Source organism: Rhizobium sp. 1399, from assembly GCF_031455475.1.
Lineage (GTDB): Bacteria > Pseudomonadota > Alphaproteobacteria > Rhizobiales > Rhizobiaceae > Rhizobium.
Genome location: NZ_JAVDSU010000001.1, coordinates 538,125 through 563,790 on the forward strand (window position 1 = coordinate 538,125; position 25,666 = coordinate 563,790).

25 protein-coding genes are annotated in these 25,666 nt (G+C 59.5%); 5 read left to right on the forward strand and 20 right to left on the reverse strand.

What is annotated here, in order from left to right; genetic code table 11:
* The first annotated feature begins 7 nt into the window (after positions 1 to 7).
* From J2X71_RS02845 to edd, 4 genes are all read left to right on the forward strand, one after another.
* On the forward strand, positions 8 to 1,303 hold the full coding sequence (locus tag J2X71_RS02845; protein WP_310378776.1) for an FAD-binding oxidoreductase: 1,296 nt from the start codon (positions 8 to 10) through the stop codon (positions 1,301 to 1,303).
* Between the two features lie 135 nt (positions 1,304 to 1,438).
* Complete coding sequence (gene zwf, locus J2X71_RS02850; RefSeq protein WP_007819337.1) at positions 1,439 to 2,914, forward strand: glucose-6-phosphate dehydrogenase; 1,476 nt, start codon at positions 1,439 to 1,441, stop codon at positions 2,912 to 2,914.
* Positions 2,915 to 2,930: 16 nt separating this feature from the next.
* Complete coding sequence (gene pgl / locus J2X71_RS02855; protein WP_310378779.1) at positions 2,931 to 3,629, forward strand: 6-phosphogluconolactonase; 699 nt, start codon at positions 2,931 to 2,933, stop codon at positions 3,627 to 3,629.
* Between the two features lie 68 nt (positions 3,630 to 3,697).
* Positions 3,698 to 5,524 (forward strand): phosphogluconate dehydratase, encoded by a 1,827-nt coding sequence (edd, locus tag J2X71_RS02860; protein WP_310378781.1) that lies wholly within the window; start codon positions 3,698 to 3,700, stop codon positions 5,522 to 5,524.
* Positions 5,525 to 5,598: 74 nt separating this feature from the next.
* Here edd and J2X71_RS02865 read toward each other — a convergent pair whose 3' ends face one another.
* The 6 genes from J2X71_RS02865 to J2X71_RS02890 all read right to left on the reverse strand — a co-directional run bounded on the left by J2X71_RS02865 (position 5,599) and on the right by J2X71_RS02890 (position 12,640).
* Positions 5,599 to 6,012, reverse strand: coding sequence for a hypothetical protein (locus J2X71_RS02865; protein WP_310378783.1), 414 nt, complete (start codon positions 6,010 to 6,012; stop codon positions 5,599 to 5,601).
* 115 nt (positions 6,013 to 6,127) lie between these two features.
* On the reverse strand, positions 6,128 to 7,219 hold the full coding sequence (locus J2X71_RS02870; protein WP_310378785.1) for a sn-glycerol-3-phosphate ABC transporter ATP-binding protein UgpC: 1,092 nt from the start codon (positions 7,217 to 7,219) through the stop codon (positions 6,128 to 6,130).
* Positions 7,220 to 7,240: 21 nt separating this feature from the next.
* Positions 7,241 to 8,893 carry an alpha glucosidase gene (locus tag J2X71_RS02875; RefSeq protein ID WP_310378787.1) on the reverse strand — a complete coding sequence of 551 codons (1,653 nt, stop codon included), beginning with the start codon at positions 8,891 to 8,893 and terminating at the stop codon, positions 7,241 to 7,243.
* Positions 8,894 to 8,928: 35 nt separating this feature from the next.
* Positions 8,929 to 10,092 (reverse strand): carbohydrate ABC transporter permease, encoded by a 1,164-nt coding sequence (locus J2X71_RS02880; RefSeq protein ID WP_310378790.1) that lies wholly within the window; start codon positions 10,090 to 10,092, stop codon positions 8,929 to 8,931.
* A gap of 1 nt (position 10,093) precedes the next feature.
* Positions 10,094 to 11,107, reverse strand: coding sequence for a sugar ABC transporter permease (locus tag J2X71_RS02885; RefSeq protein ID WP_310378792.1), 1,014 nt, complete (start codon positions 11,105 to 11,107; stop codon positions 10,094 to 10,096).
* A 171-nt stretch (positions 11,108 to 11,278) separates the two neighbouring features.
* Entirely contained in the window at positions 11,279 to 12,640 is a 1,362-nt protein-coding gene (locus J2X71_RS02890) for an ABC transporter substrate-binding protein (protein WP_310378794.1), read from the reverse strand.
* A 296-nt stretch (positions 12,641 to 12,936) separates the two neighbouring features.
* On the opposite strand from J2X71_RS02890, the gene J2X71_RS02895 reads away from it, so the two are divergent.
* Positions 12,937 to 13,962 carry a substrate-binding domain-containing protein gene (locus J2X71_RS02895; RefSeq protein WP_310378796.1) on the forward strand — a complete coding sequence of 342 codons (1,026 nt, stop codon included), beginning with the start codon at positions 12,937 to 12,939 and terminating at the stop codon, positions 13,960 to 13,962.
* A gap of 66 nt (positions 13,963 to 14,028) precedes the next feature.
* Here J2X71_RS02895 and folD read toward each other — a convergent pair whose 3' ends face one another.
* The 14 genes from folD to J2X71_RS02965 all read right to left on the reverse strand — a co-directional run bounded on the left by folD (position 14,029) and on the right by J2X71_RS02965 (position 25,664).
* The gene (folD, locus tag J2X71_RS02900) at positions 14,029 to 14,928 is read right to left on the reverse strand and encodes a bifunctional methylenetetrahydrofolate dehydrogenase/methenyltetrahydrofolate cyclohydrolase FolD (protein WP_310378798.1); all 900 of its coding nucleotides are present in this window, start codon (positions 14,926 to 14,928) and stop codon (positions 14,029 to 14,031) included.
* A gap of 120 nt (positions 14,929 to 15,048) precedes the next feature.
* Positions 15,049 to 16,827, reverse strand: coding sequence for a succinoglycan biosynthesis protein exop (locus tag J2X71_RS02905; RefSeq protein ID WP_310378800.1), 1,779 nt, complete (start codon positions 16,825 to 16,827; stop codon positions 15,049 to 15,051).
* Between the two features lie 121 nt (positions 16,828 to 16,948).
* Positions 16,949 to 17,797: a WecB/TagA/CpsF family glycosyltransferase gene (locus J2X71_RS02910; protein ID WP_310378802.1), complete on the reverse strand. Its 849-nt coding sequence runs from the start codon at positions 17,795 to 17,797 to the stop codon at positions 16,949 to 16,951.
* Between the two features lie 291 nt (positions 17,798 to 18,088).
* Positions 18,089 to 18,631 carry a hypothetical protein gene (locus J2X71_RS02915; RefSeq protein ID WP_310378804.1) on the reverse strand — a complete coding sequence of 181 codons (543 nt, stop codon included), beginning with the start codon at positions 18,629 to 18,631 and terminating at the stop codon, positions 18,089 to 18,091.
* Complete coding sequence (locus tag J2X71_RS02920; protein ID WP_113300728.1) at positions 18,631 to 18,996, reverse strand: hypothetical protein; 366 nt, start codon at positions 18,994 to 18,996, stop codon at positions 18,631 to 18,633. Before J2X71_RS02920 ends, J2X71_RS02915 begins: the two co-directional genes overlap by 1 nt.
* A gap of 11 nt (positions 18,997 to 19,007) precedes the next feature.
* Positions 19,008 to 19,574 carry a rod-binding protein gene (locus J2X71_RS02925; RefSeq protein WP_007825009.1) on the reverse strand — a complete coding sequence of 189 codons (567 nt, stop codon included), beginning with the start codon at positions 19,572 to 19,574 and terminating at the stop codon, positions 19,008 to 19,010.
* A 34-nt stretch (positions 19,575 to 19,608) separates the two neighbouring features.
* A complete protein-coding gene (locus tag J2X71_RS02930; RefSeq protein WP_310378810.1) occupies positions 19,609 to 20,019 on the reverse strand; it encodes a hypothetical protein in 411 nt (136 codons plus the stop codon).
* Positions 20,020 to 20,025: 6 nt separating this feature from the next.
* A complete protein-coding gene (gene fliR / locus J2X71_RS02935; RefSeq protein WP_310378812.1) occupies positions 20,026 to 20,778 on the reverse strand; it encodes a flagellar biosynthetic protein FliR in 753 nt (250 codons plus the stop codon).
* Positions 20,775 to 22,862, reverse strand: a complete 2,088-nt coding sequence (flhA, locus tag J2X71_RS02940) for a flagellar biosynthesis protein FlhA (RefSeq protein WP_310378815.1) — start codon at positions 22,860 to 22,862, stop codon at positions 20,775 to 20,777. Before flhA ends, fliR begins: the two co-directional genes overlap by 4 nt.
* Positions 22,863 to 22,953: 91 nt before the next feature.
* Positions 22,954 to 23,220 carry a flagellar biosynthesis protein FliQ gene (fliQ, locus tag J2X71_RS02945; RefSeq protein ID WP_007825014.1) on the reverse strand — a complete coding sequence of 89 codons (267 nt, stop codon included), beginning with the start codon at positions 23,218 to 23,220 and terminating at the stop codon, positions 22,954 to 22,956.
* A gap of 112 nt (positions 23,221 to 23,332) precedes the next feature.
* Positions 23,333 to 23,791: a flagellar hook assembly protein FlgD gene (gene flgD, locus J2X71_RS02950; protein WP_029868530.1), complete on the reverse strand. Its 459-nt coding sequence runs from the start codon at positions 23,789 to 23,791 to the stop codon at positions 23,333 to 23,335.
* Entirely contained in the window at positions 23,782 to 24,231 is a 450-nt protein-coding gene (flbT, locus tag J2X71_RS02955) for a flagellar biosynthesis repressor FlbT (RefSeq protein ID WP_029868529.1), read from the reverse strand. The genes flgD and flbT overlap by 10 nt, the downstream gene beginning before the upstream one ends.
* A complete protein-coding gene (flaF, locus tag J2X71_RS02960; RefSeq protein WP_029868528.1) occupies positions 24,228 to 24,575 on the reverse strand; it encodes a flagellar biosynthesis regulator FlaF in 348 nt (115 codons plus the stop codon). Before flaF ends, flbT begins: the two co-directional genes overlap by 4 nt.
* Before the next feature lie 36 nt (positions 24,576 to 24,611).
* Positions 24,612 to 25,664, reverse strand: coding sequence for a flagellar hook-associated family protein (locus J2X71_RS02965; protein ID WP_029868527.1), 1,053 nt, complete (start codon positions 25,662 to 25,664; stop codon positions 24,612 to 24,614).
* Between the last annotated feature and the right edge of the window lie 2 nt (positions 25,665 to 25,666).

Below are 25,666 nucleotides of genomic sequence, written 5' to 3' on the forward strand. Positions count from 1 at the left end.
GTCCGCCATGACGAAAGAGACATGGCAGAGCCCCATCGCGCCTGGCCTGTCCTGGTATCAGACGACAGCCGGCGAGCGGCCGGATTATCCGGCGCTCGACGGCTCGAGGCAGTGTGACGTCGCCATCATCGGCGGCGGCTATACGGGCCTTCAGGCCGCCTATAATCTCGCCAGGGCCGGCGTCTCGGTGACGCTCATCGAGGGCAGCAGGCTCGGCGACGGCGCCTCCGGGCGCAATGGCGGCCAGCTCGGCACTGGCCAGCGCTGGTGGCCGGAAGAGATGGAGGAGAAGATCGGCTATGAGCGCTCCAAGGCGCTCTTCGACCTTGCCGAAGATGCCAAGCGGCACCTCATGGATTTTGCGACCGAGCACCAGATCGATATGGATTATGTGCCCGGTCAGCTCAGCGTCGCCCACAAGGAAAGCTACAAGCGGCACTACTACGAGAATGCGGAAATCGCGGCCTTCCGTTACGACTATCCGCATCTGCGTTTCATGGACCGCGAGGAGACGCAGGAGCGGCTTGGCTCCAAACGCTTCTATTGCGGGGTACGCGACGTCGGCACTGGCCATATCCATCCGCTGAAGCTGCTGATCGGCCTTGGTAGGGTGGCAGCCAATGCCGGGGCCGATATTTTCGAAATGACCAGGGCAAAGTCGATCGAAGAGCGCAGCGGCAAGGTCGTTATCGAAACCGAACGCGGCACGATCACTGCCAACAGGGCGCTGATCGCCTGCAATGGACATATCGGCAATCTGGAGCCAATCACGGCAAGCCATGTGATGCCGATCCGTTCCTTCATCGGCGCTACGGTGCCTCTCGACCAGTTTCCCAATGTCATCCCCGGCGGCGAAGCGGTGGCGGATTCGCGTTTCGTCGTGCGCTATTTCCGCAAAATGAAGGACGGACGGCTGCTCTTCGGCGGACGCGAGGCCTATACGGCGGACAATCCGCGTGACATTTCGCAGCATATCCGCCGGCAGATCGCCGAAATCTATCCCGCATTGAAAGATATCGAGATCACTCACGCCTGGGGCGGCTCGGTCGGCATCACCATGCCCCGCCAGCCATTCGTGCGCGAGGTCATGCCCGGCGTGACCTCGATCGGCGGTTATTCCGGCCACGGCGTCATGCTGTCAAATTACTGTGGCAAGCTTTACGCAGAAATGGTGCTGGGAAAATCGGCCGATCTCGATCTCTTCAAGGCGCTCGATATCCCTGCCTTTCCGGGCGGCGCGCGCATGCGGGCGCCGCTGCTTTTCCTTGCCTTGTCGTGGTTCGCCCTCCGCGACAAGTTTTAGTTCGATTGCGGATTTCCTCTGCGGGTAATTCGCTTTAAAACCGATGACGGACAGATTCATTGCACCGCACACTGGCTTTTTTAAATCGATTAGATTAAAACGGCCACCAACCAAGCCTGATTGAGAGACAAGCTCATGAGCAGCCAAATCATTCCCGTTGAGCCTTTTGATTATGTCGTCTTTGGCGGCAGCGGCGACCTTGCCGAACGCAAGCTTCTGCCCGCGCTGTATCATCGCCAGATCGAGGGCCAGTTCTCGGAACCGACCCGTGTCATCGGCGCTTCGCGCAGCCCGCTTTCGCATGAGGAATACCGCAAGTTCGCCAAGGACGCGCTCAAGGAACACCTGAAGAAGGGCGAATATGACGAGGCGGAAGTCGAAAAGTTCTGCTCCCGTCTCTTCTATGTTTCCGTCGATGCCCGCACGGACAGCGGCTGGGATCAGCTGAAGAAGCTGCTCGACGAGGGCAAGGACCGGGTTCGCGCCTTTTACCTCGCCGTCGCTCCAGGCATCTTCGGCGACATTTCGCAGAAGATCCACGACCACAAGCTGATCACCAAATCGACCCGCATCGTCGTCGAAAAGCCGATCGGCCGTGACCTCGCCTCGGCCTTGCAGCTCAACGACAGTATCGGCCGCGCCTTCAAGGAAGAGCAGATCTTCCGCATCGACCACTATCTCGGCAAGGAGACGGTGCAGAACCTGATGGCGCTGCGCTTTGCCAACGCGCTCTATGAGCCGCTGTGGAACGCCAACTATATCGATCACATCCAGATCACCGTTGCCGAAGCCGTCGGCCTCGAAGGCCGCGCCGGTTACTACGACACAGCCGGCGCACTGCGCGACATGGTGCAGAACCACATCCTGCAGCTCCTCTGCCTAACCGCGATGGAAGTTCCTTCCTCGATGGATTCGGAAGCTGTTCGCGACGAAAAGCTTAAAGTTCTGCGCGCGCTGAAGCCAATCAACGCCTCCAACGTCGAGCAGGCCACGGTTCGCGGCCAGTACCGCGCCGGCGCTTCCGGCAGCGGCCCGGTCAAGGGCTATCTCGAAGAGCTGGAAGGCGGGGTTTCCAACACGGAAACCTTCGTCGCCATCAAGGCCGAGATCAACAATTGGCGCTGGGCAGGCGTTCCCTTCTACATCCGTACCGGCAAGCGTCTTGCCGGGCGCATGTCGGAAATCGTCATCACCTTCAAGCCGATCCCGCATGCGATCTTCGATCAGGCCGCCGGCCGTATCAGCCAGAACCAGCTGATCATCCGCCTGCAGCCGGATGAAGGTGTCAAGCAGTCGCTGATGATCAAGGATCCTGGTCCGGGCGGCATGCGTCTACGCAATGTCTCGCTCGACATGAGCTTCGCCCAAGCCTTCAACGTCCGCAATCCTGACGCCTACGAGCGTTTGCTGATGGACGTCATCCGTTCCAACCAGACGCTGTTCATGCGCCGCGACGAAGTCGAAGCCGCATGGCAGTGGGTCGATCCGATCCTCAAGGGTTGGGAATCGACCGGCCAGCAGGTGCAGGGCTACACGGCCGGCACCTGGGGTCCGAGCCAGGCCATCGCGCTCATCGAACGCGACGGCCGCACCTGGCACGACGACATCTAGTCTGAGGTCTGAAGATATGGCATCGACACTGCATTCCTTCGCAAACGCCGCCGAACTCGCCACCAACCTTGCAGACAAGGTTTCCAGAGCGCTTACGGCAGCCATTGCAGCCCGCGGAGAAGCGAGCATCGCCGTTTCCGGCGGTTCCACGCCGAAAGCCTTCTTCCAGGCGCTTTCGGCGCGCGATATCGACTGGGCCAAGGTGACGATCACACTCGTCGACGAACGCTTCGTGCCCTCCGACAATCCGCGCTCGAACCATCTGTTGGTCGATGCCAATCTTCTGCAGAACAAGGCTAAAGCGGCGCGTTTCGTGCCGCTTTACCAGCCGGCCGCCTCCGTCGAGGAGGCCGCAAAGCTTGCAACGGCAAAGAGCGCCGAGATCGGCATCCCTTTCGATGTCGTCATTCTCGGCATGGGCGGCGACGGCCATACGGCCTCGTTCTTCCCGGGCGGCAACAATCTGAGCCTCGCGCTCGACGCAAAGACGCCACGCGGCATCATCACCATGGATGCAGAAGGGGCAGGCGAACCGCGCCTGACTTTCACCTTCTCCGCTCTTGAGGATGCCAAACTGCTCATTCTCCACATTGAGGGCGAAGGCAAAAAAGACGTTCTCGCCAAGGCGGAAGGCAACGGCGAAGAGGCAGAAATGCCGATCCGCGCCATTCTGCGCCGGGCCACTTCCCCGGTCGAGATCTACTGGGCTCCCTGATACGGCCTGAAGGGCCGCCGGAGCCGGCGAGCAGATAGAAACGAACCAGAACAAGGCAGGGATTTTCCATGTCCGCTCACGCACGCATTGCTGCGATTACAAATCGCATTGTCGAACGCTCGAAGCCGACCCGCGAGCGCTATCTGGAACGCCTGCGCGCTGCCGCCTCAAAGGGCGTCAACCGTTCCGTTCTCGGCTGCGCCAACCTCGCCCACGGCTTCGCCGTCTGTTCCCCCGCCGAGAAGGATGCACTTGCGGGCGACCGCGTGCCCAATCTCGGCATCATCACCGCCTATAACGATATGCTCTCGGCTCACCAGCCGTTCGAGACCTATCCGGCGATCATCCGCGAGGCGGCAGCGCAAGCCGGCGGTATTGCCCAGGTCGCCGGCGGTGTACCCGCCATGTGCGACGGCGTCACCCAGGGCCAGCCGGGGATGGAGCTTTCGCTCTTTTCGCGCGACCTGATCGCCATGGCGGCAGGCGTCGGCCTATCGCACAACATGTTCGATGCTGCGCTCTTCCTTGGCGTCTGCGACAAGATCGTACCCGGTCTCATGATCGCTGCCCTTTCCTTCGGCCACCTGCCGTCGATCTTCATTCCAGCCGGACCGATGACGACAGGCTTGGCGAACGACGAGAAGTCGCGCGTGCGCCAGCTCTTTGCCGAGGGCAAGGTCGGCCGCGCCGAACTGCTGGAAGCCGAATCCAAGTCCTATCACGGCCCCGGCACCTGCACCTTCTACGGCACGGCGAACTCCAACCAGATGCTAATGGAGATCATGGGCTTCCATATGCCGGGCTCCTCCTTCATCAATCCCGGCACGCCGCTGCGCGAGGCGCTGACGCGCGAAGCCGCCAAGCGGGCGCTCGCCATTACCGCGCTCGGCAACGAATTCACGCCGGCTGGCGAAATGATCGACGAACGCTCGGTCGTCAACGGCGTCGTCGGCCTGCATGCGACGGGCGGCTCGACGAACCACACGATGCACCTTGTCGCCATGGCGCGCGCCGGCGGCATCGTGCTGACCTGGCAGGATATTGCCGAGCTTTCGGAATTGGTGCCGCTGCTTGCCCGCGTCTATCCGAACGGGCTTGCGGATGTGAACCATTTCCAGGCAGCCGGTGGCATGGGCTTCCTCATCAAGGAACTCCTGAAGCAGGGCCTCGTGCATGACGATGTGCGCACCGTGTTCGGTCACGGGCTGCAGGCCTATACGGTCGATGCGCAGCTCGGCGATAACGGCGCTGTCGTGCGCCAGCGCTCGCCGGAAAAGAGCCACGATCCGAAGGTGCTCGCCAGCATCGAGACGCCCTTCCAGGCGAATGGCGGGTTGAAGATGCTGCGCGGCAATCTCGGCAAGGCGGTCATCAAGATTTCCGCCGTCAAGCCCGAGCGCCATATCATCGAAGCGCCGGCAGTGATCTTCCACAGCCAGCAGGAGCTGCAGGACGCTTTCAAGGAAGGCAAGCTCAACCGCGACTTCATTGCCGTCGTGCGCTTCCAGGGCCCGAGGGCCAATGGCATGCCGGAGTTGCACAAGCTGACGCCACCACTCGGCGTGCTGCAGGATCGCGGCTTCCGCGTGGCGCTCTTGACCGACGGGCGCATGTCCGGAGCGTCCGGCAAGGTGCCGGCGGCGATCCATGTCACGCCGGAAGCGGTCGATGGCGGCCCGATCGCCCGCATCAGGGATGGCGACATCATCCGTCTGGATGCGATCAGGGGTACGCTGGAGGTTCTGGTCGACGCTGCCGACATGGCCGAGCGCGAACCTGTAACCATCGATCTCTCGGACAATGAATTCGGCATGGGCCGCGAGCTCTTCGCGCCGTTCCGCCACGCGGTCGGTCCCTCCGACCAGGGTGCCAGCGTGCTTTTCCACACTCACTGACATCATCATCGATATAAAAGAAAAACCCGCGGCCGGAACCGCGGGTTTTTCATATCCAGCGAGACGCGAAACTGTTACGCGCGGATATCGAGGACGTAATCCTTGTGAGCCGGGTGCGTGCTGTAGACGAAGATCTTGTTCAGCTCCTTCTGCGTCAGCAGGCGCAGGAAGCGAACTTCAATCGTGTTGTTCGGGAAGGTCTTCATCAGCAGGCAGCCCACCTTGGTGATGCGGGCATCCGGAATATCCAGATAGAATTGCTTCGGCAGGGTATACTGCGTGAGGATCGCGAGTATCGCGCTGCTCATCGAGATACGGACGATATCGCAGCGGCGCGAGGCGGCATGCATGACGCCCTTTTCCGTATATTCGATGCGCGCGGCGTTCATCGTATCTTCCATCTTGAACCGCGCTTCGCGGTCGTACATGAAAGATTCTTCCTTCGCCAGGAAGTGCGATTTCGGAGGTGTTGGATTCGATGCGGCCATAGCCCTGGTTCCCTCAGTCGTAATGGGAAAAAGGCTAGCACCGCATATTTAACAGAAAGTAAGAATCCTTCCCCTGCACAGCCTCAAGAAGAAGGATTCCACCAAAAATGGATGGTCATTTCCTATAGGTGTGGCCCGACGCATCGAAGAGGTGCAGCTTCTGCCAATCGGCGACGAAATGCATCTTCTGACCCCTCTTCACATCATAGATGCCGGGCAGCTTGACGATGATCGGCTCACCCTGAACCAGGCCTTCGATATAGAGCAGAGTCACTTCACCGAGCTGCTCGACGATCGAAACTTCGCCCTCGAAGAGATAGTCCTCATTAGGGCTTGCAATGCGCAGATCTTCGGGGCGAACGCCGAAGCTTGCCTGCTTGCCCTTCTCGGATGCGGCCGTTGCGATATCGAGTGTCACCGATTTGCCGCCCGTCAGCGTCACCGTCGTGCTTTCGCCGGCGTCGGTGATCGTTGCAGGAATGATGTTCATGGCCGGAGAGCCGATGAACTTGGCAACGAAAAGGTTTGCCGGGCGCTCGTAGAGCTCCAGCGGCGCACCCACCTGCTCGATATTGCCGGCAGAGAGGACGACGATTCGGTCTGCCAGCGTCATCGCCTCGACCTGGTCGTGCGTGACATAGATCATCGTCGTATCGGCCATCTGTTCGTTCAGGCGGGCGATCTCGATGCGGGTTGCGACGCGCAGTGCCGCATCGAGGTTCGATAGCGGCTCGTCAAAGAGGAAGACCTTTGGATTGCGGCAGATGGCGCGGCCGATCGCCACGCGCTGGCGCTGGCCGCCCGAGAGCGCCTTGGGGAGGCGGTCGAGATATTTTGTGAGCTGCAGACTTTCGGCCGCAGCCCGCACGCGGCGGTCGATCTCCTGCTTGTTCTCGCCGGCGATCTTCATGCCGAAGGCCATGTTGTCGAAAACAGTCATGTGCGGATAGAGCGCGTAGGACTGGAACACCATGGCGATGCCGCGCTTGGAGGGCGGCACGTCATTGACGAGCATGCCGTCGATGTACATCTCCCCGCCGGTGATGTTTTCCAGCCCGGCGATCATCCGCAGAAGCGTGGACTTGCCGCAGCCGGAGGGGCCGACGAAAACGATGAATTCGCCCTGGTTGATCTCCAGGTCGATGCCGTGGAGCACATCCACGGAGCCATAGGATTTGCGGATATCCTTAAGCGTCAGTCCAGTCATTTTCCTCTCCCCTCCTGATCCTTAAGCGAGGCGGGCGAAATACGCCCCCCAGGCCGGAATATCGATCTTGTCGCCGTAATTGTTGCTGGTAAAGCCGTGGCCCGTCAGAGCCTGCCATTCGCCCGCAGGCAGGGTCACATTGGTTTCCGCCGGTCCCATGTTGAAGATGCAGAGCAGCGTCTCGTTTCCGAACTCGCGCGTGAAGATCAGCGCGTCATCCTGCGGATCCTCGAACTCGATTTCGCCCTTGGCGAAAGCCGGGTACTGCTTGCGGAAGGCGATGAAGCGGCGGTAGTGCTCCAGCACGGAATTCTCGTCGCCCTGCTGCACACTGACGGCGCGCAGGATGTGCTCGACCGGCACCGGCAGCCAGGGCTTGACCGTCGAGAAACCACCCTGGGCAACCTGGCTGTCCCAGACCATCGGCGTGCGGCAACCATCCCGGCCCTTGAACTCGGGCCAGAACTGGATGCCGTAGGGATCCTGCAGGTCCTGATAGGCGAGATCGGCTTCGGTGAGGGCAAGCTCCTCGCCCTGATAGAGGCAGACAGAACCGCGCAGCGTCATAAGCAACGAGGCATAGAGCTTGGCAAACGCATCGTGATCGGCAACCAGCGAACCCCAGCGGCTGACATGGCGCATCACGTCATGGTTTGAGAAGGCCCAACAAGCCCAGCCATCGGGAGCCGCGGCACCAAAATCCTTCATGACTTCCTCGACGCGCTCAGGTGTAAGCGGATCGGGCGCCAGGAATTCGAAGGCGTAGCACATGTGCATCTTGTCATTGCCCGACGTATATTCGCCGACGATTTCGAGACCGCGCTGGCTGTCGCCCACCTCGCCGACGGCGGCGATTGCCGGGAACTCTTCCAGCACCGCACGGAAGCGCTTCAGGAATTCGAGGTTTTCCGGGCGGTTCTTGTCGTAGAGATGCTCCTGGAAATTATAGGGGTTCACGGCAGGCGCGGTGGAGGCATTGCGGCGTTCGGGAGCAAGCGCCGGGTTGTCGCGCAACAGCTTGTCGTGGAAGTAGAAGTTGATGGTGTCGAGGCGGAAGCCGTCGACGCCGCGCTTCAGCCAGAAACGGACGACATCGAGCAGGCGGTCCTGAACCTCGGGGTTATGCAGGTTCATGTCCGGCTGCGAGGTCAGGAAGTTGTGCATGTAATATTGCATGCGTGTCGGATCCCACGCCCATGCGGAGCCGCCGAAGATCGACAGCCAGTTGTTCGGCGGTGTGCCGTCCGGCTTGGCATCAGCCCAGACATACCAATCGGCCTTGGCATTGGTCTTGCTCGAGCGGCTTTCGACGAACCAGGGATGCTGGTCGGAAGAGTGCGAGATGACGAGGTCGATCATCACCTTGATGCCGAGACGGTGGGCTTCCGCAATCAGCGTATCGAAATCGATCAGCGTACCGAAGATCGCATCGACGTTTTCGTAGTCCGAAACGTCGTAGCCAAAATCGCGCATCGGCGAGGTGAAGAAGGGCGAAATCCAGATCGCGTCGGCACCGAGGCTTGCGATATGCGGTAGGCGGGCGGTGATGCCCTTCAGGTCGCCTATGCCGTCGCCGTTCGAATCCTGGTAGGAGCGCGGATAGATCTGATAGATCACCGCGCCGCGCCACCAGTCCTTGTCGGCGGTCAGAATGGATTGGGAAGCCACACTCATGGAATATCCTGTTTGAAATTACGTCTTGGGATGGATCAGCCTCCCTTGACCGACCCCGCCAGCAGGCCGCGCACCAGATAGCGCTGCAGCGAGAAGAAGACGAGCAGCGGTATGATGATGGTGACGAATGCGGACGCCGTCAGGATTTCCCAGTTGCCGCCGCGCGAGCCGAGCAGCGCGTTCAGCGCTCCTGTCAGCACGAGGTGGTCCTTGTCGGTGCCGAGGAAGACCATGGCAACGAGCAGGTCGTTCCACACCCAAAGGAACTGGAAGATCGCGAAGGAGGCGAGCGCGGGGAAGGACAGAGGCAAAACGATACGAGTGAAGATCTCGAAGTCGCTCGCGCCATCGACGCGGGCGGATTCGATGATCTCCTTGGGCAGGCCGGCAATATAGGCGCGCAAGAGATAGATGGCGAGCGGCATGCCGAAGGCCGTGTGCGCCAGCCAGATGCCGGGATAGGTCTTCGACGGCTGGCCGATCATCGTGCCGATCTCATTGTAGAGACGCAGCAGCGGGATGAGCGACATCTGCAGCGGCACGACGATGAGGCCGACGACGAGCGCAATCAGCAGCGCGCGACCAGGGAATTCCATCCAGCTCAGCGCGTAGGCGGCGAAGGCGGCAATCAGGATCGGGATGATGGTCGCCGGAATGGTCACCGTCAGCGAGTTGATGAAGGACTGGCCGATGCCCTCACTCGCCAGAACGGTCTTATAGTTCGCGAGCGTGAATTCCGGCGGAGCCGATGCCGCGAGATAGATACGCCGCGGACGTTCATCGGGCGCGAAGGCGACATTCTTCATGTAGCGGTAGCTGCCATCGCTGTTGATGAGCAGGCTTTCGCCGTCACCGAGATCGGCGGTCTGACCGGCTTCGAAGGCCGAAGGCTGCTGCACACGTATGCCGAAGGCCTTGACCGAGCGGCCCGGCTGGTCGGCCAGCACATTGCCCGTGATGACGTAGATATCGCCTTCCTGCTTCTGCTGGTCGGGTGAGCCGAGGCGGGCGGCCACCGTCTGCGTGGAGCCGGCAAAGGCGGTCCACCAGCCGGAAACGGTGATCTGGTCCCTGTCGCGGAGCGCGCTGACGAAGATGCCGAGTGTGGGCACGAGCCAGACAATGACAATGACGAGAACACAGAAATGGACGAAAAGACGGGCGGGACCGATCTTGAAGTAGCTTGCAGCTCTCGTCATCTCAGCGTCCCTTCAGTTCGGCATTGGCGCGGCGCACGTTCCACACCATGATCGGCGTGACGGCGAGCATGATGATGATGGCGATGACGGCACTTCGGCCGGAATCGCCGCCGCCGCGGAACAACCAGTTGAACATCAGGTTCGCCAGCACCATGGTCTGCCACTGACCGTTGGTCATGGTGAGCACGATATCGAAGACCTTGAGAACAAGGATAGTGATTGTCGTCCAGACGACGGCGATCGTACCCCAGATCTGCGGCACCATGATGCGCCAGAAGATCTGCCAGCCGTTGGCGCCGTCGATGACAGCAGCCTCGATCGTCTCTTCCGGGATGCCGCGCAGTGCGGCCGAGAGGATGACCATGGCAAAGCCGGTCTGGATCCAGATCAGGATCACCATCAGGAAGAAGTTGTTCCAGAAGGGAACGGAGATCCAGACCTGCGGCGTGCCGCCGAATGTCTGCACGATGGCGTTCAGGAGGCCGATCTGCACATCGTTGCCGCCGCGATACTCATAGATGAACTTCCAGATGACGGAAGCGCCGACGAAGGAGATCGCCATCGGCATGAAGACGATGCTCTTGGCGATATTGCCCCACCAGATGCGGTCGGTCATGACGGCGATGACGAGGCCAAAGAAGGTGCAGGCAGCGGGCACGACGGCGAGCCAGAGGATATTGTTGAAGATCGACTGACGGAATTCGCGGTCGTTCAAGGCCCACAAGTAATTGGTCGCGCCGACGAACTCGTTGCCCGACCGGTCGTAGAAGGACAGGATGAAAGTCGCGACGACAGGATAGACGAGATAGACGATCAGCAGGAAAAGTGCTGGGAAAAGAAACAGCCAGGGGCGGATCATCGCGCGCCGATTCAGATTGCGCGAGGCCTGACGGATATCACCGTCCCGCACCGGCAAGGCGAGATCGAGGATCTTGTTCGAGAAAAAGAAATAGGCCGAGCATGCGAAAACGGCTACAACCACGACGCCCAAAGCGGACACTATCTGCGACAGCATTTCGTCCCTCCCCTGCTTCCCTGTCTTATTCTGGAGGGTTAACGCCGGATATCGTCAATAGAGCTGATGTGTTTGACCACAGGATCCGGCTCGACCGGGCTCCCCCTCTGGAACCCGGCCGCTCATTCCGGTGATGCCGCCGGTTACCCGGCGGCATGAATTGTCAGGAGATTACTTGATGCCGTCCCAGGCGCTCTGGATTTCGGCTGCGGCGTCCTGAGCGGACTTGCCGCCGACGAAGTCGACCATGCCGGTCCAGAAGGCGCCGGCGCCAATCTTGCCGGGCATCAGGTCCGAACCGTCAAACCTGAAGGTGGTGGCCGAGGTCAGGATCTCGCCTTCCTTCTTCATCTGTTCGTTGGCGTAAGCATCAACGTTGACGCCCTTGTACGGGGTCAGGAAGCTCGACTGTGCCATCCAGAGCTCATGAGCAACCGGCGTCTTCAGGAAGTCGACGAAAGCGCGGGCCGTCGGAGAATCCTTAGCGATGGTAACGAGCGTGCCTGCACCGAGAACCGGCTTGCCGAGATCGGCATGTGCGGCATAGGTCGGCATGTAGAAGAAGTCTGCATCAGTGCCAAGCTTCGTGCCTTCAGGAAAGAAGGACGGGATGAACGAAGCCTGGTGATGCAGGTAGCATTTCGGCGGAACGGCGAAGAGGCCCTTCGGGCTGTCGCGGAAGTCGGTCGAAGCAACTGCTGCAACACCGCCATCGACATACTTTTCGTTCTTGGCGAACTTGCCGAATTCATCGATGGCAGCAACGACGGCCGGATCGGTGAACTTCACTTCATTGGTGGTCCACTTGTCGTAAACGTCAGGCTTCTGCGTGCGCAGCATGATATCTTCGACCCAGTCGGTCGCCGGCCAGCCGGTCGCACCGCCAGAACCCAGACCAATGCACCAGGGAACGCTGCCATCCTTGACGATCTGGTCAGTCAGGGCGTGCAGCTCTTCCATCGTTGTCGGGACCTTGTAGCCGGCTTCCTGGAAGTTTTCCGGCACGTACCAGACCAGCGACTTCACGTCGGCCTTGTAGGGGAATGCATAGAAGGCTTCCTTGCCATCCTTGCCCTTGTAGGTGCCGTAGCCGACCCAGCTGTCGCCGGCGCCGTAATTGTCCTTGACCCACTTGGACGTGTCGTCACCGAGCGGTGTCAGATAGCCCTTGCCAGCGAGATCGGCCAGCAGGCCTGGCTGCGGCAGGATGGCGATATTCGGCGGGGAGCCTGCCTGCGTATCGATGACGATCTGCTGCTCGTAGTTTTCAGAGGAGGAATACTTGGCGTCGATGCCGGTGGCCTCGACGAAGTAAGCGAGAATGCTCTGGAAGAAGGCTTCGTCTTCACCGCGCCAGGGGCCGAAGATCGTCAGCTGCTGTCCCTTCAGGTCGGCATGGGCAGACTTGAAGTCATCATAGCTCTTCCAGTTGAACTTGGAATCCTGGCCGGGCGGGAATTTCAGATCCGCGGCCGACGCAGCGCCGGCAAAAAGCGCCGCAAGTGCAACGCCCATCAAGAATGACTTTTTCATGTGATCAACCTCCCATCACAATCCGATAGCGCAGAATTTCATTCAAAGGAAATCTCAAAGCGCTTTGACAACGCAACTCATTAACTTTCAGCAGAATGAAGTCAAGCCATTTCGCGAAAACCCCGGGAATACCCGCCATTATACCGCGTTGCAGCAAGGCTTAATGGGGAATATGGAGCGATTTTTCTTGAGTCAAGCGCAGCAGATGCTACATATTTGAAAGCGCTTTGGAAGCCATTGGGAGGCGGCGGCCACTATTTGACGGCCACAGGGCAGGCCGGGAGGAAGCATAGCAGGTGAATCTCAAACAGCTATCGGAATTGCTAGGGCTTTCGCAGACAACTGTGAGCCGCGCGCTTAACGGCTATCCCGAGGTCAACGAGGATACCCGGGAACGCGTGCTCCGGGCAGTCAAGGAAACCGGATACCGGCCGAACAAGGCGGCCCAGCGGCTTGCGACCGGCAAGGCCGGTTCGATTGGCCTCGTCATGCCGACGGCACCCGGCCATCAGTCGGATGTGCATTTCGGCGAATTCCTGACCGGCCTCGGCGAGGAAGCGGTGCGCCACGACTTTCACTTCGTCATCATGCCGGCGGACCCGGATGATGAGGTCGCAGCGCTGCGGCGCCTCGCGATCAGCGGCAATGTGGATGCGCTCTTCGTGGCCTATATGCGCGGCCACGACCCGCGGCTCGCCATGCTGAAATCGCTTTCCATGCCCTTCGTGGTGCATGGGCGCTCCTTTGGTTCAGAGCCGGACTATCCCTATCTCGACATCGACAACGAGGCGGCTTTTTACGATGCGGCGAGGCTTCTCCTGCAGCTCGGCCATACGCGCTTTGCGTTGATGAACGGGCCGGCGCATCTCGACTTCGCCATTCGCCGCAGGAACGGCCTCATTGCAGCGCTTGGCGAACGCGGGCTGGAGCTTCCGGAGGACTGCACGAGCCATACGGTCATGACGGATGAGGAAGGAATGATCGCCATGGAGCGCTTCCTGCAGCTTCCGGATCGACCAACCGCTATTTTATGCTCCAGCACGGTGCTTGCACTCGGCGCGATCCGGGCCGTCAATCAAGCTGGGCTGAAACTAGGCGAGGAAATATCGCTGATCGCCCATGACGATGTGCTGCCGCTCTTGAAGCCGGAGAATTTCTCCGTGCCGCTGACGACTACACGCTCGTCGCTGAGGGCCGCCGGCGTGCGCATCGCACAGCGGCTCATCGGTACCGTCAAGCAGGCGGGTCCCTTCCCCGATCAGGAACTCTGGAAGACCGAGCTGATCGTCAGGGCCTCGACAGGCCCTGTCCCGCAAATCTGATCAGCCGCTTATTTTAGCGCAATTCCGGACGCAAAACCGCTGCACACTTTTCTGGAATTGTTCTTATCAGAATATCGGCGGCGTCAGCCCTGCCGAACGATGGGCGGCAATCACGGTATTGGCCATCAGCATGGCGATCGTCATCGGGCCGACGCCACCTGGCACCGGGGTGATGACGGCGGCGACCGGAGAAACCTCCGCAAAGGCGACATCGCCGACGAGGCGGGTCTTGCCCTCGCCGCGCTCGGGTGCCGCGATGCGGTTGATGCCGACGTCGATGACGGTGGCACCGGGCTTGACCCAATCGGCCCTGACCATTTCCGGACGACCGACGGCGGCCACCAGAATATCGGCGTTGCGGCAGACTTCGGCGAGGTTCTTCGTGCGCGAATGGGCAATGGTGACCGTCGCATTGGCATTCAGCAGAAGCTGCGCCATCGGCTTGCCGAACAGGTTGGAGCGGCCGATGACGACGGCATTGAGGCCGGAAAGATCCTCACCATGGGTGCGGCGCACGAAAACCATGGCGCCGGCCGGCGTGCAGGAAACGAGGCCGGTCTTCAGATCGCCGGTCGCAAGTTTACCGGCATTGACGACGCTCAGGCCATCGACATCCTTTTGCGGCAGGATCGACTGGATGATCGGCTCACTGTCGAGATGTTTTGGCAGCGGCAACTGTACGAGAATGCCATGGATCGACGGATCGGCATTGAGCGAAGCGACAAGCGCTGCAAGCGCCTCCTGCCTGGTCTCGGCTGGCAGTGTGTGCTGGACGGATTTGAAGCCGCATTCCTTGGCCATGCGGCTCTTGGAGCTGACATAGGTGTGGCTCGCCGGATCGTCGCCGACGATGACGACGGCTAGGCCCGTCTGGACGCCTTTGGCGGCTTCTAGCGCAGCATTTGCCGATTTAACGGTTTCGATTACGGAAGCGGCAACCTGCTTGCCGTCGATTACTGTCGTCACGCGTCTTCTCCGCCCAATTTCGCGCCAGTCTATTCGCCCGCGGCGGGAATGATTTCCCGATAACGCCCTATCCCGTTTAAAAACGGCAAATGCAAGAGCAATCTGTGGTCGGGCGTTTGCTTACCGTGAGACCTGATAGGCATGCAAGCGATCGCGCAGGCTGGCGATCTGCGAGCGCAGCGCATCGACTTCCTCAGCCGCCTGCGGAACCAGCGCCGGCTCTTGTGCCTGCACCAACGCCGGGACCGGCGCAAGTTTGGGCACAGGGGTGACGATTGGAGCCTCGACGGAAACTTGGACCCGCACCTGTTCGGGCCGTCGGCGGAAAAAACGCGGCACGAAGGCGAAGCCGAGGCCCACCGCCAAACCAGCAAGGCCGCCAACCAAGGCGCTGAAACCGAAATTACTGTCGGGGGAAGCCGGCAGTACAAGAGCGGGCTTGCGAACAGTCACCCGACCATCACCAATAGCGCCTGTCGCGGAGACCTCCTCTTCCAGGCGCGAGCGGGCGGCAGACGCCTTTTCCCGCAGTTCGGTCAGCTTGGCGAGATCGACGCCGGTATCGCGGCTCTGTGCAATCAGCGCGTTGCGACGATCGCTAAGCTGTCTGCGCGCATCGACGGCGGCCTTGGCTGCTGCATTTGCGTTCTGGGCGAGGCGCGCCAATTCCTTGCCGATATTATCTTTCAAACCATCGACTTCGGACTGCTGTTGGAGCAGGCGCGGATGGCGCGGTCCGAGGTCTGCCGAAAGCTGTGCCAACGCGGTCTTGGCGATCGCGTATCTGTCGCGCAGATCCTGAAGGGCGGGCGAGATCATATCCGGAGCGAGCGAGCCTTCCAGCACGTCCGCGAGCTTGGCGGCCTTCAGCTTGTCGGCCTGCTCCTTGGCAGTCAGGATATTATCGTCGGCATTCTTCAGATCGGCATCGAGCCCGGCGATCTGGCGCTGCAACCGCGTCGCGACCTTGACATTGCCCTCGCCGTTCTTCTGACCGAAGGCCGTGAGCTCTGCTTGAGCCTGATCATTTTCCTTCTTCAAGGCCATGGCCGTCTCGGCCGCTTTGCCTGCGGCGCTGCCACCGGTCACCGCATCGGACAGTCGCATGGCGATGCGCGTCGATTTGTCGCCATCGCCTGTCGTTACCATTAGACGGATCGTGCCAGTGCGGTCGTCGGGAATAATCGCTACGGCAGATTTCAGCGCGGCCTCTGCGCGCGATGCCGGATCGGCGGCCGCGCCACTGCCGGAGAGAAGATCGAAGGCGACACCAAGTGCATTGGCGCTATTACCGGCAAATTCCGGATCGCGGTCCAGCTTCAGTGCCGCAACGGCAGAGGTGATGACAGGTACCGAAGACAGTCTTTTGACGGTATCCCCGACGAGGGCAGCCCGGTTACCTGCGCCCGCATCCACGGCAAGCATCGTTTCTGCGGTGTAATGCGCGGGTGGGGATGGCATCAGGATAGGGGTGGTGGCGCCGCCAAATGAGAGGGCAGCCATGATGAGAGCGTTCCTGATCCAGTTCGGGCGCCGTATTTCGCGCGAAACCGTCGAAATGGGCGCTCTCTCAGCGGGAGCAACGCGTTGAACCTGGACGAACTGCGTCGTCGGCTCTGGCACAGGACGAGAGGGTTCAGCTGCGGAAGCAGAGGCGATATCGTTTGCAGCCTGAAGGCGCGAACCGAGGATCGTTTCGATCCGGTCCACCAGCGGTTCGGTCTGCCGCGCTTTCGCACGCTGTTCGTCGAGCAGCCGGCCTATAGCGTGCAACAGTTCAGCTTCAGAAGGAAGGATCTCCGGCGTATGGGTGCTCTTTTCGGCATGACTTTGCCGCCGGCCGCGCGAAGAGGTAGTTGCGCGATCATGGAAACTGTTTTTCGCCCTGGAATCGTGCATTGGCGTCACATCTCATGCGCATGATGGCCGAGTTCGCTCAACCGCGCTGACGCGGAGGATTAAGCTACTCTAAATATACATGGCAAAGAAATGGTTAACCGGAACCTGCAGAAATCTGTAATCAGCCGGCTTTCTTCATCTGCTCGATTCTCTTCTGTTCGCCTGCAACATGCGCCCGTTCATCCGGCTGACTGAGGATGCGCGCACGCCGGCTGAATCGATACTGGAAGACCCGGAAGAGAAAGACCGGAATACCGAGAATATAGCGGCGCCAGAGGCGCGTCGGCTCCTGTACCAGGCGGTAGGCCCATTCCAGACGCATCACGCGCACGGTCTTCGGGGCGCGTGGCACAGTGCCCGAAACGAAATCGAAAAGTGCACCGACCGTCAGAACGAGACGTGCGTGATCGGCGCGGATATTCTGGTGGACCCACTTTTCCTGCAGTGGCGTGCCCATGCCAACGATCAGGATATCGAGCTTCTGGCGCTCCACCTCGGCGATAACGGATTCGGGATTGGCCTTGTCGAAAAAGCCGTCGGAGATCACGAAGAACTCGTGCCAGGGCGCGTGCCTCGAAAAGTTCTCGGCCGCCTTCTCAACAACCGCGCGCGCGCCACCGATAAGGCCGATACGACGCGGCGTTTCCATGAAAGTCAGGAAGGCGGGCACGAAATCGGTGCCGTTCAGATTGGCGGGAAACGGCGAACCATGCGTGACCTGGGATGCGATATTGAGACCGATACCGTCAGGCAGAACGAGGTTGTGCGACATGATCTGATAGTACTCATCGTCGCGCAGGGCCGTCAGCATGTTGTGGGCGTTGACGAAGCAAACCACGGTCTGCCCGACGGGAATGGAAGCCAGTTCGTTGATGAAAACCAGCGCGTCGTCCCAGCCGAGATCGCAGACCGGCAGATCGAAAATCGTCCGCCGCGATGCAAGCACCGCGAAGTTTGCAATCAGATTCATTCCAACCTCCTGCCGAGGGTGCGTCATGCGCCCGACATCCCGGAAAATAAGCCTACGTTTCCGCAGCGGAGGTCTTGTGAGGACCAGCAGCGTCCTGCCTGAAGCGATCTCCACCAACCCCGTGGCGGCCATCCTCCCAAGCTTGTGCCGCGTTTATACCAACTCGGTTTCAAACAACCCTTAGGAAAAAGCCTTGGATTTTCCTACGCGCATAAGTAGTTTATTAACCAAGGCAAGAACGCAGAAACGGCGCCTTTCGGCGCCGTTTTTTAACTGGTCGGTCGATGGTGATCAGTGACCGGCGGATGGAGCCGGCGTTTCGGATGCAGGCGCGGTCTCGATGATCTTGACCGGCGCGCCGACCTTCTGCGGCTTGCCGCCGGAAGTGTCCTTCACGTCTTCCTTCGAAAGGTAGTCGAGCTGTTCCAGCATGACTTCGGCCACATATTCGCCGCCGAGGCGCTCGTTCATGCCCTTCTTGATCTCTTCGCGGAAAGCTCCGGGGTCGAAGGCCTTGATGTTGGAAACATCGATCATCTTGTTACCGACGAGCAGGCTGAAGAGCTCGTCGGTCGTCATCTCCGTGATCGGCAGGTTGAGGCCTGCGATCATATCCTTGTGCATCATGAAGGAGATGCGACCGAGGAAATAACCGTTGACCGCACCGTTGGCGATGACGGGCACAGTGATCGTCTCGCCCTTCACAAGTTCGAGCGCGCTTTGCTTGTTATTCGATTCAACCGGCGCCGGCGCAGTCGCCATGTTCACCGAGAAATAGACCGATGCCAAGGTGACGGCGCAGACCCAGACGCCTGTGAGGACGAGCTTGATCATCAGGCATCCCGCGCGACAAACTGTTCCTGGGAATAGGTGCCGTCAGCATCGGCATCCTGCACGGCATTCTTCAGAAGATCGGCAACGGCGCGAACCGCCTCCAGATGCGCTTCGACGCGACGGGCGTTCAGCGTAAGCTTCTTCTTCAGACCGTGAAGCTGGTCCAGATGCGAAGCGGCAAGTTCGGCCGGATCGGTGTCGCGGAAAAGCATCGAGAGCTCGTACAGGCACCGGCTCTTATGCGCGTTGGAGACCTTGAGATCGAACTGCGGATCGCTGCCGATCCGGGTGTTCTCATTGTCGATTATCATTTCGAGGCGTCCGAGAACGGATTTGATCCTGTATTCGTTCGAAACTATTTCCATTTTATCCTCGATTATGCGTCGCTTGTTGCGGACTTATTGTCGGCAGTCGGAGTGCCGAAGGTCTTGCGCTGAAATTCGTCGATCATGCTCATCGCTGTCTTGCGATCGTCTTCATCCGTGGAGGCATTGACGATCTTGCCTTCCTGGCGATGGAGCTGCTCGGCATACATCTGCTTGGCGATGCCGATGCCGTCGCCCTTGGCCATGACGTTGCCAAGCTGCTCGGCCATCATGCCCTTCCAGATGTCGCCCGTTGCGCCCTTGCCGAAGACATTCTCGGCATCGCTCGGCAGCATGGACTTCACGAAGTTCTGCAGAACCATGGCCTCGAACTTCCGGTAGGTTTCCGGCACTTCCTCGGTCTTTGTACGGTTCTGAATGTTGTTCAGGCCGCTCTTCTGCTTGACGTGGTCGAGAATGTCGACTGCGGAAGAAAAGCCGTTACCGCTGTCGGCCAGGCTTGTCGCAGCAAAGGCGGCGCGGTTGGCCTTCAGCTTTTCCTGGGCAGCCTGAACTTCCATGGGGTCGGCCGCCTTGACGACGTCCATCACCAGATCGCTGGGGGGTGAAATAGCCACGTTACAATCCTCTAATGTAAGATCGTGGCGATTATTATTTTTGAAGCTTGCTGGAGGCTGGCGTTGCGAATTGCTGATCGATTACGTCGTAGACAGCGTTGTCATCTGCCTCGCGACGCTCTGCCTGGAGGGCATCGAGCATGTTTTCTTCAAGCCGGTCACCTTTGGCACGCTCGCGCGTCAGGCGCATTTCGTGCACCTGCTGCATGCCGGTCAACTGCTGGTCCTTGATGCTCAGCCTGCCGAATCGGTCGGCGTAACTCTGCGAAAAAGCACGATGGATGGGGTCCAGCGAACCGAGCGCAAGAATGGCGACATCCATGGCCGCATTGACTTCGGCGCGCTGGCGGCCGGTTTCTGCGAGATCGTATTCCGCCATCTTTTCAAGATGCCGTTGCACCGCAACCAGGCGCTTGAGCTTGTCGGAACGCTTCTTCTCGATCATCGCCCCTCACCTTCCCACATATAGTGCGGCGAAGGATTGGCCGAATTGGCTGATCATTGCCGCGATCGAGAAATAGAGCAGGAAGAGGCCGCCCATCAACAGATAAGGCGTGGAGATGAAGTAGACCGGAATCTGCGGCGCGAGCTTGTTGATGAAGCCGATCGAGATGTTGAAGATCAGCCCGTAAATCAGATAGGGGCTCGCCAGCCGCAGCATGATGTAGGTGGTCTGCTCCAGCGTATCAGTGAAGGTGATGAGCGTGGAACGCATCTGCATCAACCCGCCGAAGGGCATGGTCGTGTAGGAATCGATCAGCGCGCGGAAGACGATGTGATGGAAGTCCATGATGAAGAGAACCATCAGGCCGGCCATCGTAATGAAGGCCGTCAGGCTGATTTCGGCCGAGTCTTCGACGACATCGCTCGTGCTCGGCTGCGTGTAGCCAACCATCATGGAGACGATCGAGGCGGCGAATTGCAGGCCGAGCGTATAGAGCCGGGCGAGCATGCCGTACATGACACCGATCAGCGATTCGCTGAAAATCAGGCCGATATAGGTGCCGGAACTGGTGTGAACGGACGGATAGACCGTATCCCAGAGCACCGGCAGCACTGCAAGCGAAAGTCCGGCGGCGATGAAGACGCGCAATTGCTCCGGAACACGGGCGGAAGAAAAACCCGGAAGGGTCAGCACACAGCCACCGATCCGGCAGAAAACCAGAAACAGCGCCAGAACTGTCCCTTGCGGGTCTGAAATCATGAAATCGAGCCCAAAATCTTGATTTCGATGCCCTTGGCCAGTTCCACATGCGAGAGGACGGGAAGCGTTGCGAAGAGTCGCTCGATGATCATGCGGACATAGGAGCGCGTTTCCGGCGACGTGACAAGGGCGAATGGCAGGCCTCTATCCATGAATTCACGGATAACCTTCGTGGCCTGCTCGCTGAACTCTTCCAGAGTGCGCGGGTCGATGTCGAATTCGACGACTTCGCCCTTTGCATCGCGCTTGAGAGCTTGATGGAAGGCGAGATCCCACTTGCTGCCGAGCCGCAGCACGCGCAGCACGCCATTGTCCGCCAAGTCGCCGCAGAGCTGCTGGGCCATGCGGATGCGGACGTGCTCGACGATCTGCTCCGTCTTTCTGACATGCGGGGCAAGTTCGGCAACCGCTTCCAGAATGAGGTGCAGGTTGCGGATCGAGACGCGCTCGGCAAGAAGCAGCTTCAGCACCGCCTGCAGGCCAGAATAGGACATGTGCGACGAGCAGATCTCGTCTGCGAGCTTCTTATATTCGGGGTCGAGACGATCGATCAGGATCTTCACGTCCTTGTAGGAGAGAAGCTGCGGCAGGTTGTTTCTGATAACCTCGCTCATATGCGTCAGCACGACCGAGACGTTGTCGATCGGCTGGAAGCCTTCGCGCTTCAAATCCTCGGCGAAGTTTTCGAGGATCGAAACCGCCGGCATGCCGAATGCGGGTTCGCGGATTTCATCACCCGGAATGCTCGGCTTCCGGCCAGCGCCGGTGACGACGAGAACTTCGCCGACACGCAGAAGGTTCGAAGCAACGGTCGTGCCGTGGATGCGGATCTGGTACGACTTTTCGGGGATGCCGATATCGTCCGTCACCTTGATTTCCGGTACGACGAAACCGTACTGGGTCGCAAACTTCTTGCGCATCTTGCCGACGCGGAAGGCGAGCTCCTGATGGGCGCCCAGCAGGCGGGTCGAAACCATCTTGCCGAGAGCAAGCTCGATTTCGGACGTGCGGAGAACCGACTTGACCGAGTCCTTTTCGAGCTCCTTGCTCTGGACGACTTTCTTTTCCTCTGCATCGCGGCGAAGCTTGTTCTCCGCTTCGACCTGACGCGGAATGAACCAGGCGCCGAAGGCGAGAAGACCGCCGAGGATCACGAAGGGGACAAATGGCAGGCCCGGCATCAGGGCCAGGACGAACATCAGCACGGCCGAGACGGAGAGCGCGCGGGGATAGCCGCTCAGCTGATTGACGACCGCCTGATCGGTGGAGCCGGTGGTGCCGCCGCGCGAAACGAGAAGGCCGGCGGCGAGCGAGACGATGAGGGCCGGCATCTGCGAGACGAGGCCGTCACCAACCGACAGCTTGACGAAGACGTCGGCCGCTTCGCCGATCGGCATGCCATGGCGGAAATAACCGATGATGATGCCGCCGAAGACGTTAATGGCGGTAATGAGAAGACCCGCGACCGCGTCACCGCGAACGAATTTCGACGCACCGTCCATGGCACCGAAGAAGGAGCTTTCTTCTTCCAGTTCCTTGCGGCGGCGCTGGGCTTCCTTCTCGTCGATGATGCCAGCCGAAAGGTCGGCATCGATCGACATCTGTTTGCCGGGGATGGCATCCAGGGTGAAACGTGCGCCGACTTCCGCGATACGCGTCGCACCTTTGGTGATGACGATGAAGTTGATGGTGATGAGGATCAGGAAGACGATCAGACCGATGACAAAGTCACCGGACATGACCAGACTTGCGAAGCCGGCGATGACGCCGCCCGCAGCATCGTGCCCCTCGTTGCCGTGCGAAAGGATGACACGCGTCGTCGCAATGTTCAGCGCCAGTCGCGTCATCGTCGCGATCAGAAGAATGGTCGGGAAGGACGAGAAATCGAGAGGTTTCTGGATCCACAGCGCGACCATGAGGATCAGCACCGAGAATGCGATCGAGAAGGCCAGTCCCATGTCGATCAGGAACGGCGGGATCGGCAGGAAGAGGATGCAGATGATGCCGATGATGCCCATGGCAAAGCCGACATCACGCAGGCTCGGAGCGACTTTCGGAAGGGGTAGTGAAGGTGGTTGCGCCATAGCGATTCCGTCTCTTCATGAGAGGAGGCGGACCTCAGAATCCGCCCAGTTCGGATCGACAGTTAAATGGCGAAGCTTGCGCGAAGTTGGCTCAGAAGCCGGACTGGATTCGCGAGAAGACCAGATTGGTAAAAATGGAAATCTGAGAGCCCACGAAAGGGGCAGAAATACCGACCGTCACCAGAACGGCGACGATCTTCGGGACGAAGGTGAGTGTCGCTTCCTGCACCTGTGTGAGCGCCTGGATCAGCGCAATCACGAGACCGACAACCATTGCCGCAATGACCGCAGGCCCCGCCGCAACGAGAACGGTCCAGATCGCAGCCTGGAACAGGTCGAGTGCATCAGCTTCATTCATCGTCAGGCAACCTCATATCGCCTTGAAAGCAGCCAGCCCGGCCTTAACCGGACTGGTATTTTGGGCATCATCCAAACGAACGTGCGCCAGACCCCACCCGTTTCGTCGGCACTCAGGTATTATCCGAACCGCTATCGTCGCCCGAACCGTTGGTCGGCGCCGAATCAGAAACGGATATGCCAGCCTGGATGAGAATTTTACCGCCATTGTCCAGCGTTGCAACAAGGCCGTCCGAATAAACCTTGACGGATGCGACCTGGCCTACGGTCTTGCCGTCGGCGCTCGTCATGTATTTGCCGATATAGCTGCTCGCCTGGGTCAGGCTGGAGCTGGTCAGCAGCGTGTCGAGCTTCGTGTTCGTCTGGATCGTCTGCTCGACCTGCGAGAAGCTCGCAAGCTGCGACATCTGCTCGCTCGCATCCATCGGATCGGTCGGATCCTGGTTCTTCATCTGCGCGACAAGCAACTGAAGGAAGTTGTCGTAGTTAAGCGTGGCCTTCTGCTGGGCGGCATTGGACGAGCCATACGTGCTGCTGCCTCCACCTACGCCCTGAGTTCCGTCTACCGCCATGGTGCGATCTCCCTGCGAATCTGCTCGACCATTGTCGGGGGCAGCTCGTGATTGTTGAGGATGCCGTCTTCGATCGCGTAGAGACCGCGGATCGCCTTCAGCGCGTCGAAGGCGCGGCCAGTCGAAACGAGTGCATCGATACGCTTCAGCTCAGCGAGGATTTCCTCGTTCTTGAAGCATGTGAGCAGCATCGTGACCGACTTGCGGAACATCGCCGTCGAATGTTCCTTGCCCTCGGGATTGATGAGGATCATCTGGGCAATGAAGTAGAGCTGGCGCAGCGGCGTGGTCGCGCCTTCCGGCTGAAGCACATGGTTTTCGAGAAGGAACGTCACATCATTCAGGAATTCCAGTGCGACTTTACGGTCGACACGCAGGACAGCGCCGTTGATGAAGATTCTTTCTCCGGCTTTCAGAGAAATGCGAAGTGTACTTTTCATTTAAGTCCATCCCTGATGATGGTGGTAACGTCGATGATGCCCTGGTAGTTATTCGACTGACGTTTTCTAATTCTGTCGCATTCTTTCAATATCCAGATCGCAATCGAGATGAGGTTCGCCCTGAGCTCGACTTCCAACTGGTTGTCTGGATGCTTCAAATCCTCAATGAAGCTGATCCACACCCTTCGTGTATAGAAGAGAGCTTCAATAGACTCCCGGCTGTACTTCTCTTTGTCGCGCGCCACCGAAAGCAGTTCGATCGAACGTTCGAGAACCTGCCATTCCCGCTCTTTCGCGTCGGCAACCGAGTCTTGCATGACCTCGGCATAAGAGAACTGATACATTCATGCATCCTTCTTTATATTGCGCGCCTTTGCTCATCAAAGGTAGTTCACGAGACTCAACTGCTGGATCTTCGATACGATCGTGTAGGCGGTTTCGAGCTGGGTTTCCAAAGTCTTGACAAGCGTCGAGGCCTCATAGGGATCGACGCCCTGGATATCGACGAGCTTGGTCTGCATGATATTTGCCTGGGCATCGAGGGCGTCATTCGCCTTCTCGACACGCTCCTGTGACAGACCGAGCTGACTACCCTGAGTGACGATCCCCGAGGTGGCTCGGGTCGTGTAGGTGATTGCCTTTGAAGAAACCGCGCTCATCGCGTCCGTGCTGAGGCTCTGCCCCATCAGCGCAGAGGTCACCACCGTCGCCAGAGCGAAGTAACGCATGCCTTCGGAATTGGCGTTGGTCGAGGATTCAACAACTTCCGAATTGCTGATACGACTCGTCATATTCTGGCTGGATGCCTTCGACCAGCCAGTAGTCGGGTCCGTCCAGGCCGCTTCGCTGAACATCGGCTCGACCTTGGTCTCGATGAAGGTCTTCATCTCGTCGCCGGTAAGTTGGTTAACCGGCTTCGGTGTCGGCAGGCTTGCCGCATAGGCATTCAGAGCTGTAACGATCGCCGCCGAAGTCGCAGTGGTTTTATCCGTCAGCGGCTGGATGTCGGTGTTGATGCCGGCAAAAAGATATTCGCCGTTCACCATCGAGTTCGACGTATCCATCATCGTAGAAAGCGCGCTCGTGGCCGACTGGATTGCGACCGTGATGCTGCCCGGATCGTGGCTGCTCTGAAGTGCAGTCAGCTTGGAGAGGAAGCTGTCGCCCGCCTTCTTCATTTTATCGAGCCCGGTTTGAGCCGATTCCATACGGGCGTCGACGAGAGCATTGCTCAGCTTGATCGATTTGATGCGGTCGACTTCGCGCGTAAAATCGATGCTCTTGGCTGCGTAACCACCAAGCGACACACCAATATCGGCGTAGGTGCCGGTGGTCGCTTCCATCGTCGCCTTCGTCATCTGGTTCTGCGCCTGACGGATCGTCAATCGCATGGCGTTTTGGATGGCCGAACTTGAAATAAATGAGCTCTTCATGG

Bases quoted from the DNA above. Each gene is read 5' to 3' on its own strand.
- J2X71_RS02845 (WP_310378776.1), top strand. From the start codon at position 8: ATGACGAAAGAGACATGGCAGAGCCCCATCGCGCCTGGCCTGTCCTGG.
- zwf (WP_007819337.1), top strand. From the start codon at position 1,439: ATGAGCAGCCAAATCATTCCCGTTGAGCCTTTTGATTATGTCGTCTTT.
- pgl (WP_310378779.1), top strand. From the start codon at position 2,931: ATGGCATCGACACTGCATTCCTTCGCAAACGCCGCCGAACTCGCCACC.
- edd (WP_310378781.1), top strand. From the start codon at position 3,698: ATGTCCGCTCACGCACGCATTGCTGCGATTACAAATCGCATTGTCGAA.
- J2X71_RS02865 (WP_310378783.1), bottom strand. From the start codon at position 6,012: ATGGCCGCATCGAATCCAACACCTCCGAAATCGCACTTCCTGGCGAAG.
- J2X71_RS02870 (WP_310378785.1), bottom strand. From the start codon at position 7,219: ATGACTGGACTGACGCTTAAGGATATCCGCAAATCCTATGGCTCCGTG.
- J2X71_RS02875 (WP_310378787.1), bottom strand. From the start codon at position 8,893: ATGAGTGTGGCTTCCCAATCCATTCTGACCGCCGACAAGGACTGGTGG.
- J2X71_RS02880 (WP_310378790.1), bottom strand. From the start codon at position 10,092: ATGACGAGAGCTGCAAGCTACTTCAAGATCGGTCCCGCCCGTCTTTTC.
- J2X71_RS02885 (WP_310378792.1), bottom strand. From the start codon at position 11,107: ATGCTGTCGCAGATAGTGTCCGCTTTGGGCGTCGTGGTTGTAGCCGTT.
- J2X71_RS02890 (WP_310378794.1), bottom strand. From the start codon at position 12,640: ATGAAAAAGTCATTCTTGATGGGCGTTGCACTTGCGGCGCTTTTTGCC.
- J2X71_RS02905 (WP_310378800.1), bottom strand. From the start codon at position 16,827: ATGCACGATTCCAGGGCGAAAAACAGTTTCCATGATCGCGCAACTACC.
- J2X71_RS02910 (WP_310378802.1), bottom strand. From the start codon at position 17,797: ATGAATCTGATTGCAAACTTCGCGGTGCTTGCATCGCGGCGGACGATT.
- J2X71_RS02915 (WP_310378804.1), bottom strand. From the start codon at position 18,631: ATGATCAAGCTCGTCCTCACAGGCGTCTGGGTCTGCGCCGTCACCTTG.
- J2X71_RS02920 (WP_113300728.1), bottom strand. From the start codon at position 18,996: ATGGAAATAGTTTCGAACGAATACAGGATCAAATCCGTTCTCGGACGC.
- J2X71_RS02930 (WP_310378810.1), bottom strand. From the start codon at position 20,019: ATGATCGAGAAGAAGCGTTCCGACAAGCTCAAGCGCCTGGTTGCGGTG.
- fliR (WP_310378812.1), bottom strand. From the start codon at position 20,778: ATGATTTCAGACCCGCAAGGGACAGTTCTGGCGCTGTTTCTGGTTTTC.
- flhA (WP_310378815.1), bottom strand. From the start codon at position 22,862: ATGGCGCAACCACCTTCACTACCCCTTCCGAAAGTCGCTCCGAGCCTG.
- fliQ (WP_007825014.1), bottom strand. From the start codon at position 23,220: ATGAATGAAGCTGATGCACTCGACCTGTTCCAGGCTGCGATCTGGACC.
- flgD (WP_029868530.1), bottom strand. From the start codon at position 23,791: ATGGCGGTAGACGGAACTCAGGGCGTAGGTGGAGGCAGCAGCACGTAT.
- flbT (WP_029868529.1), bottom strand. From the start codon at position 24,231: ATGAAAAGTACACTTCGCATTTCTCTGAAAGCCGGAGAAAGAATCTTC.
- flaF (WP_029868528.1), bottom strand. From the start codon at position 24,575: ATGTATCAGTTCTCTTATGCCGAGGTCATGCAAGACTCGGTTGCCGAC.
- J2X71_RS02965 (WP_029868527.1), bottom strand. From the start codon at position 25,664: ATGAAGAGCTCATTTATTTCAAGTTCGGCCATCCAAAACGCCATGCGA.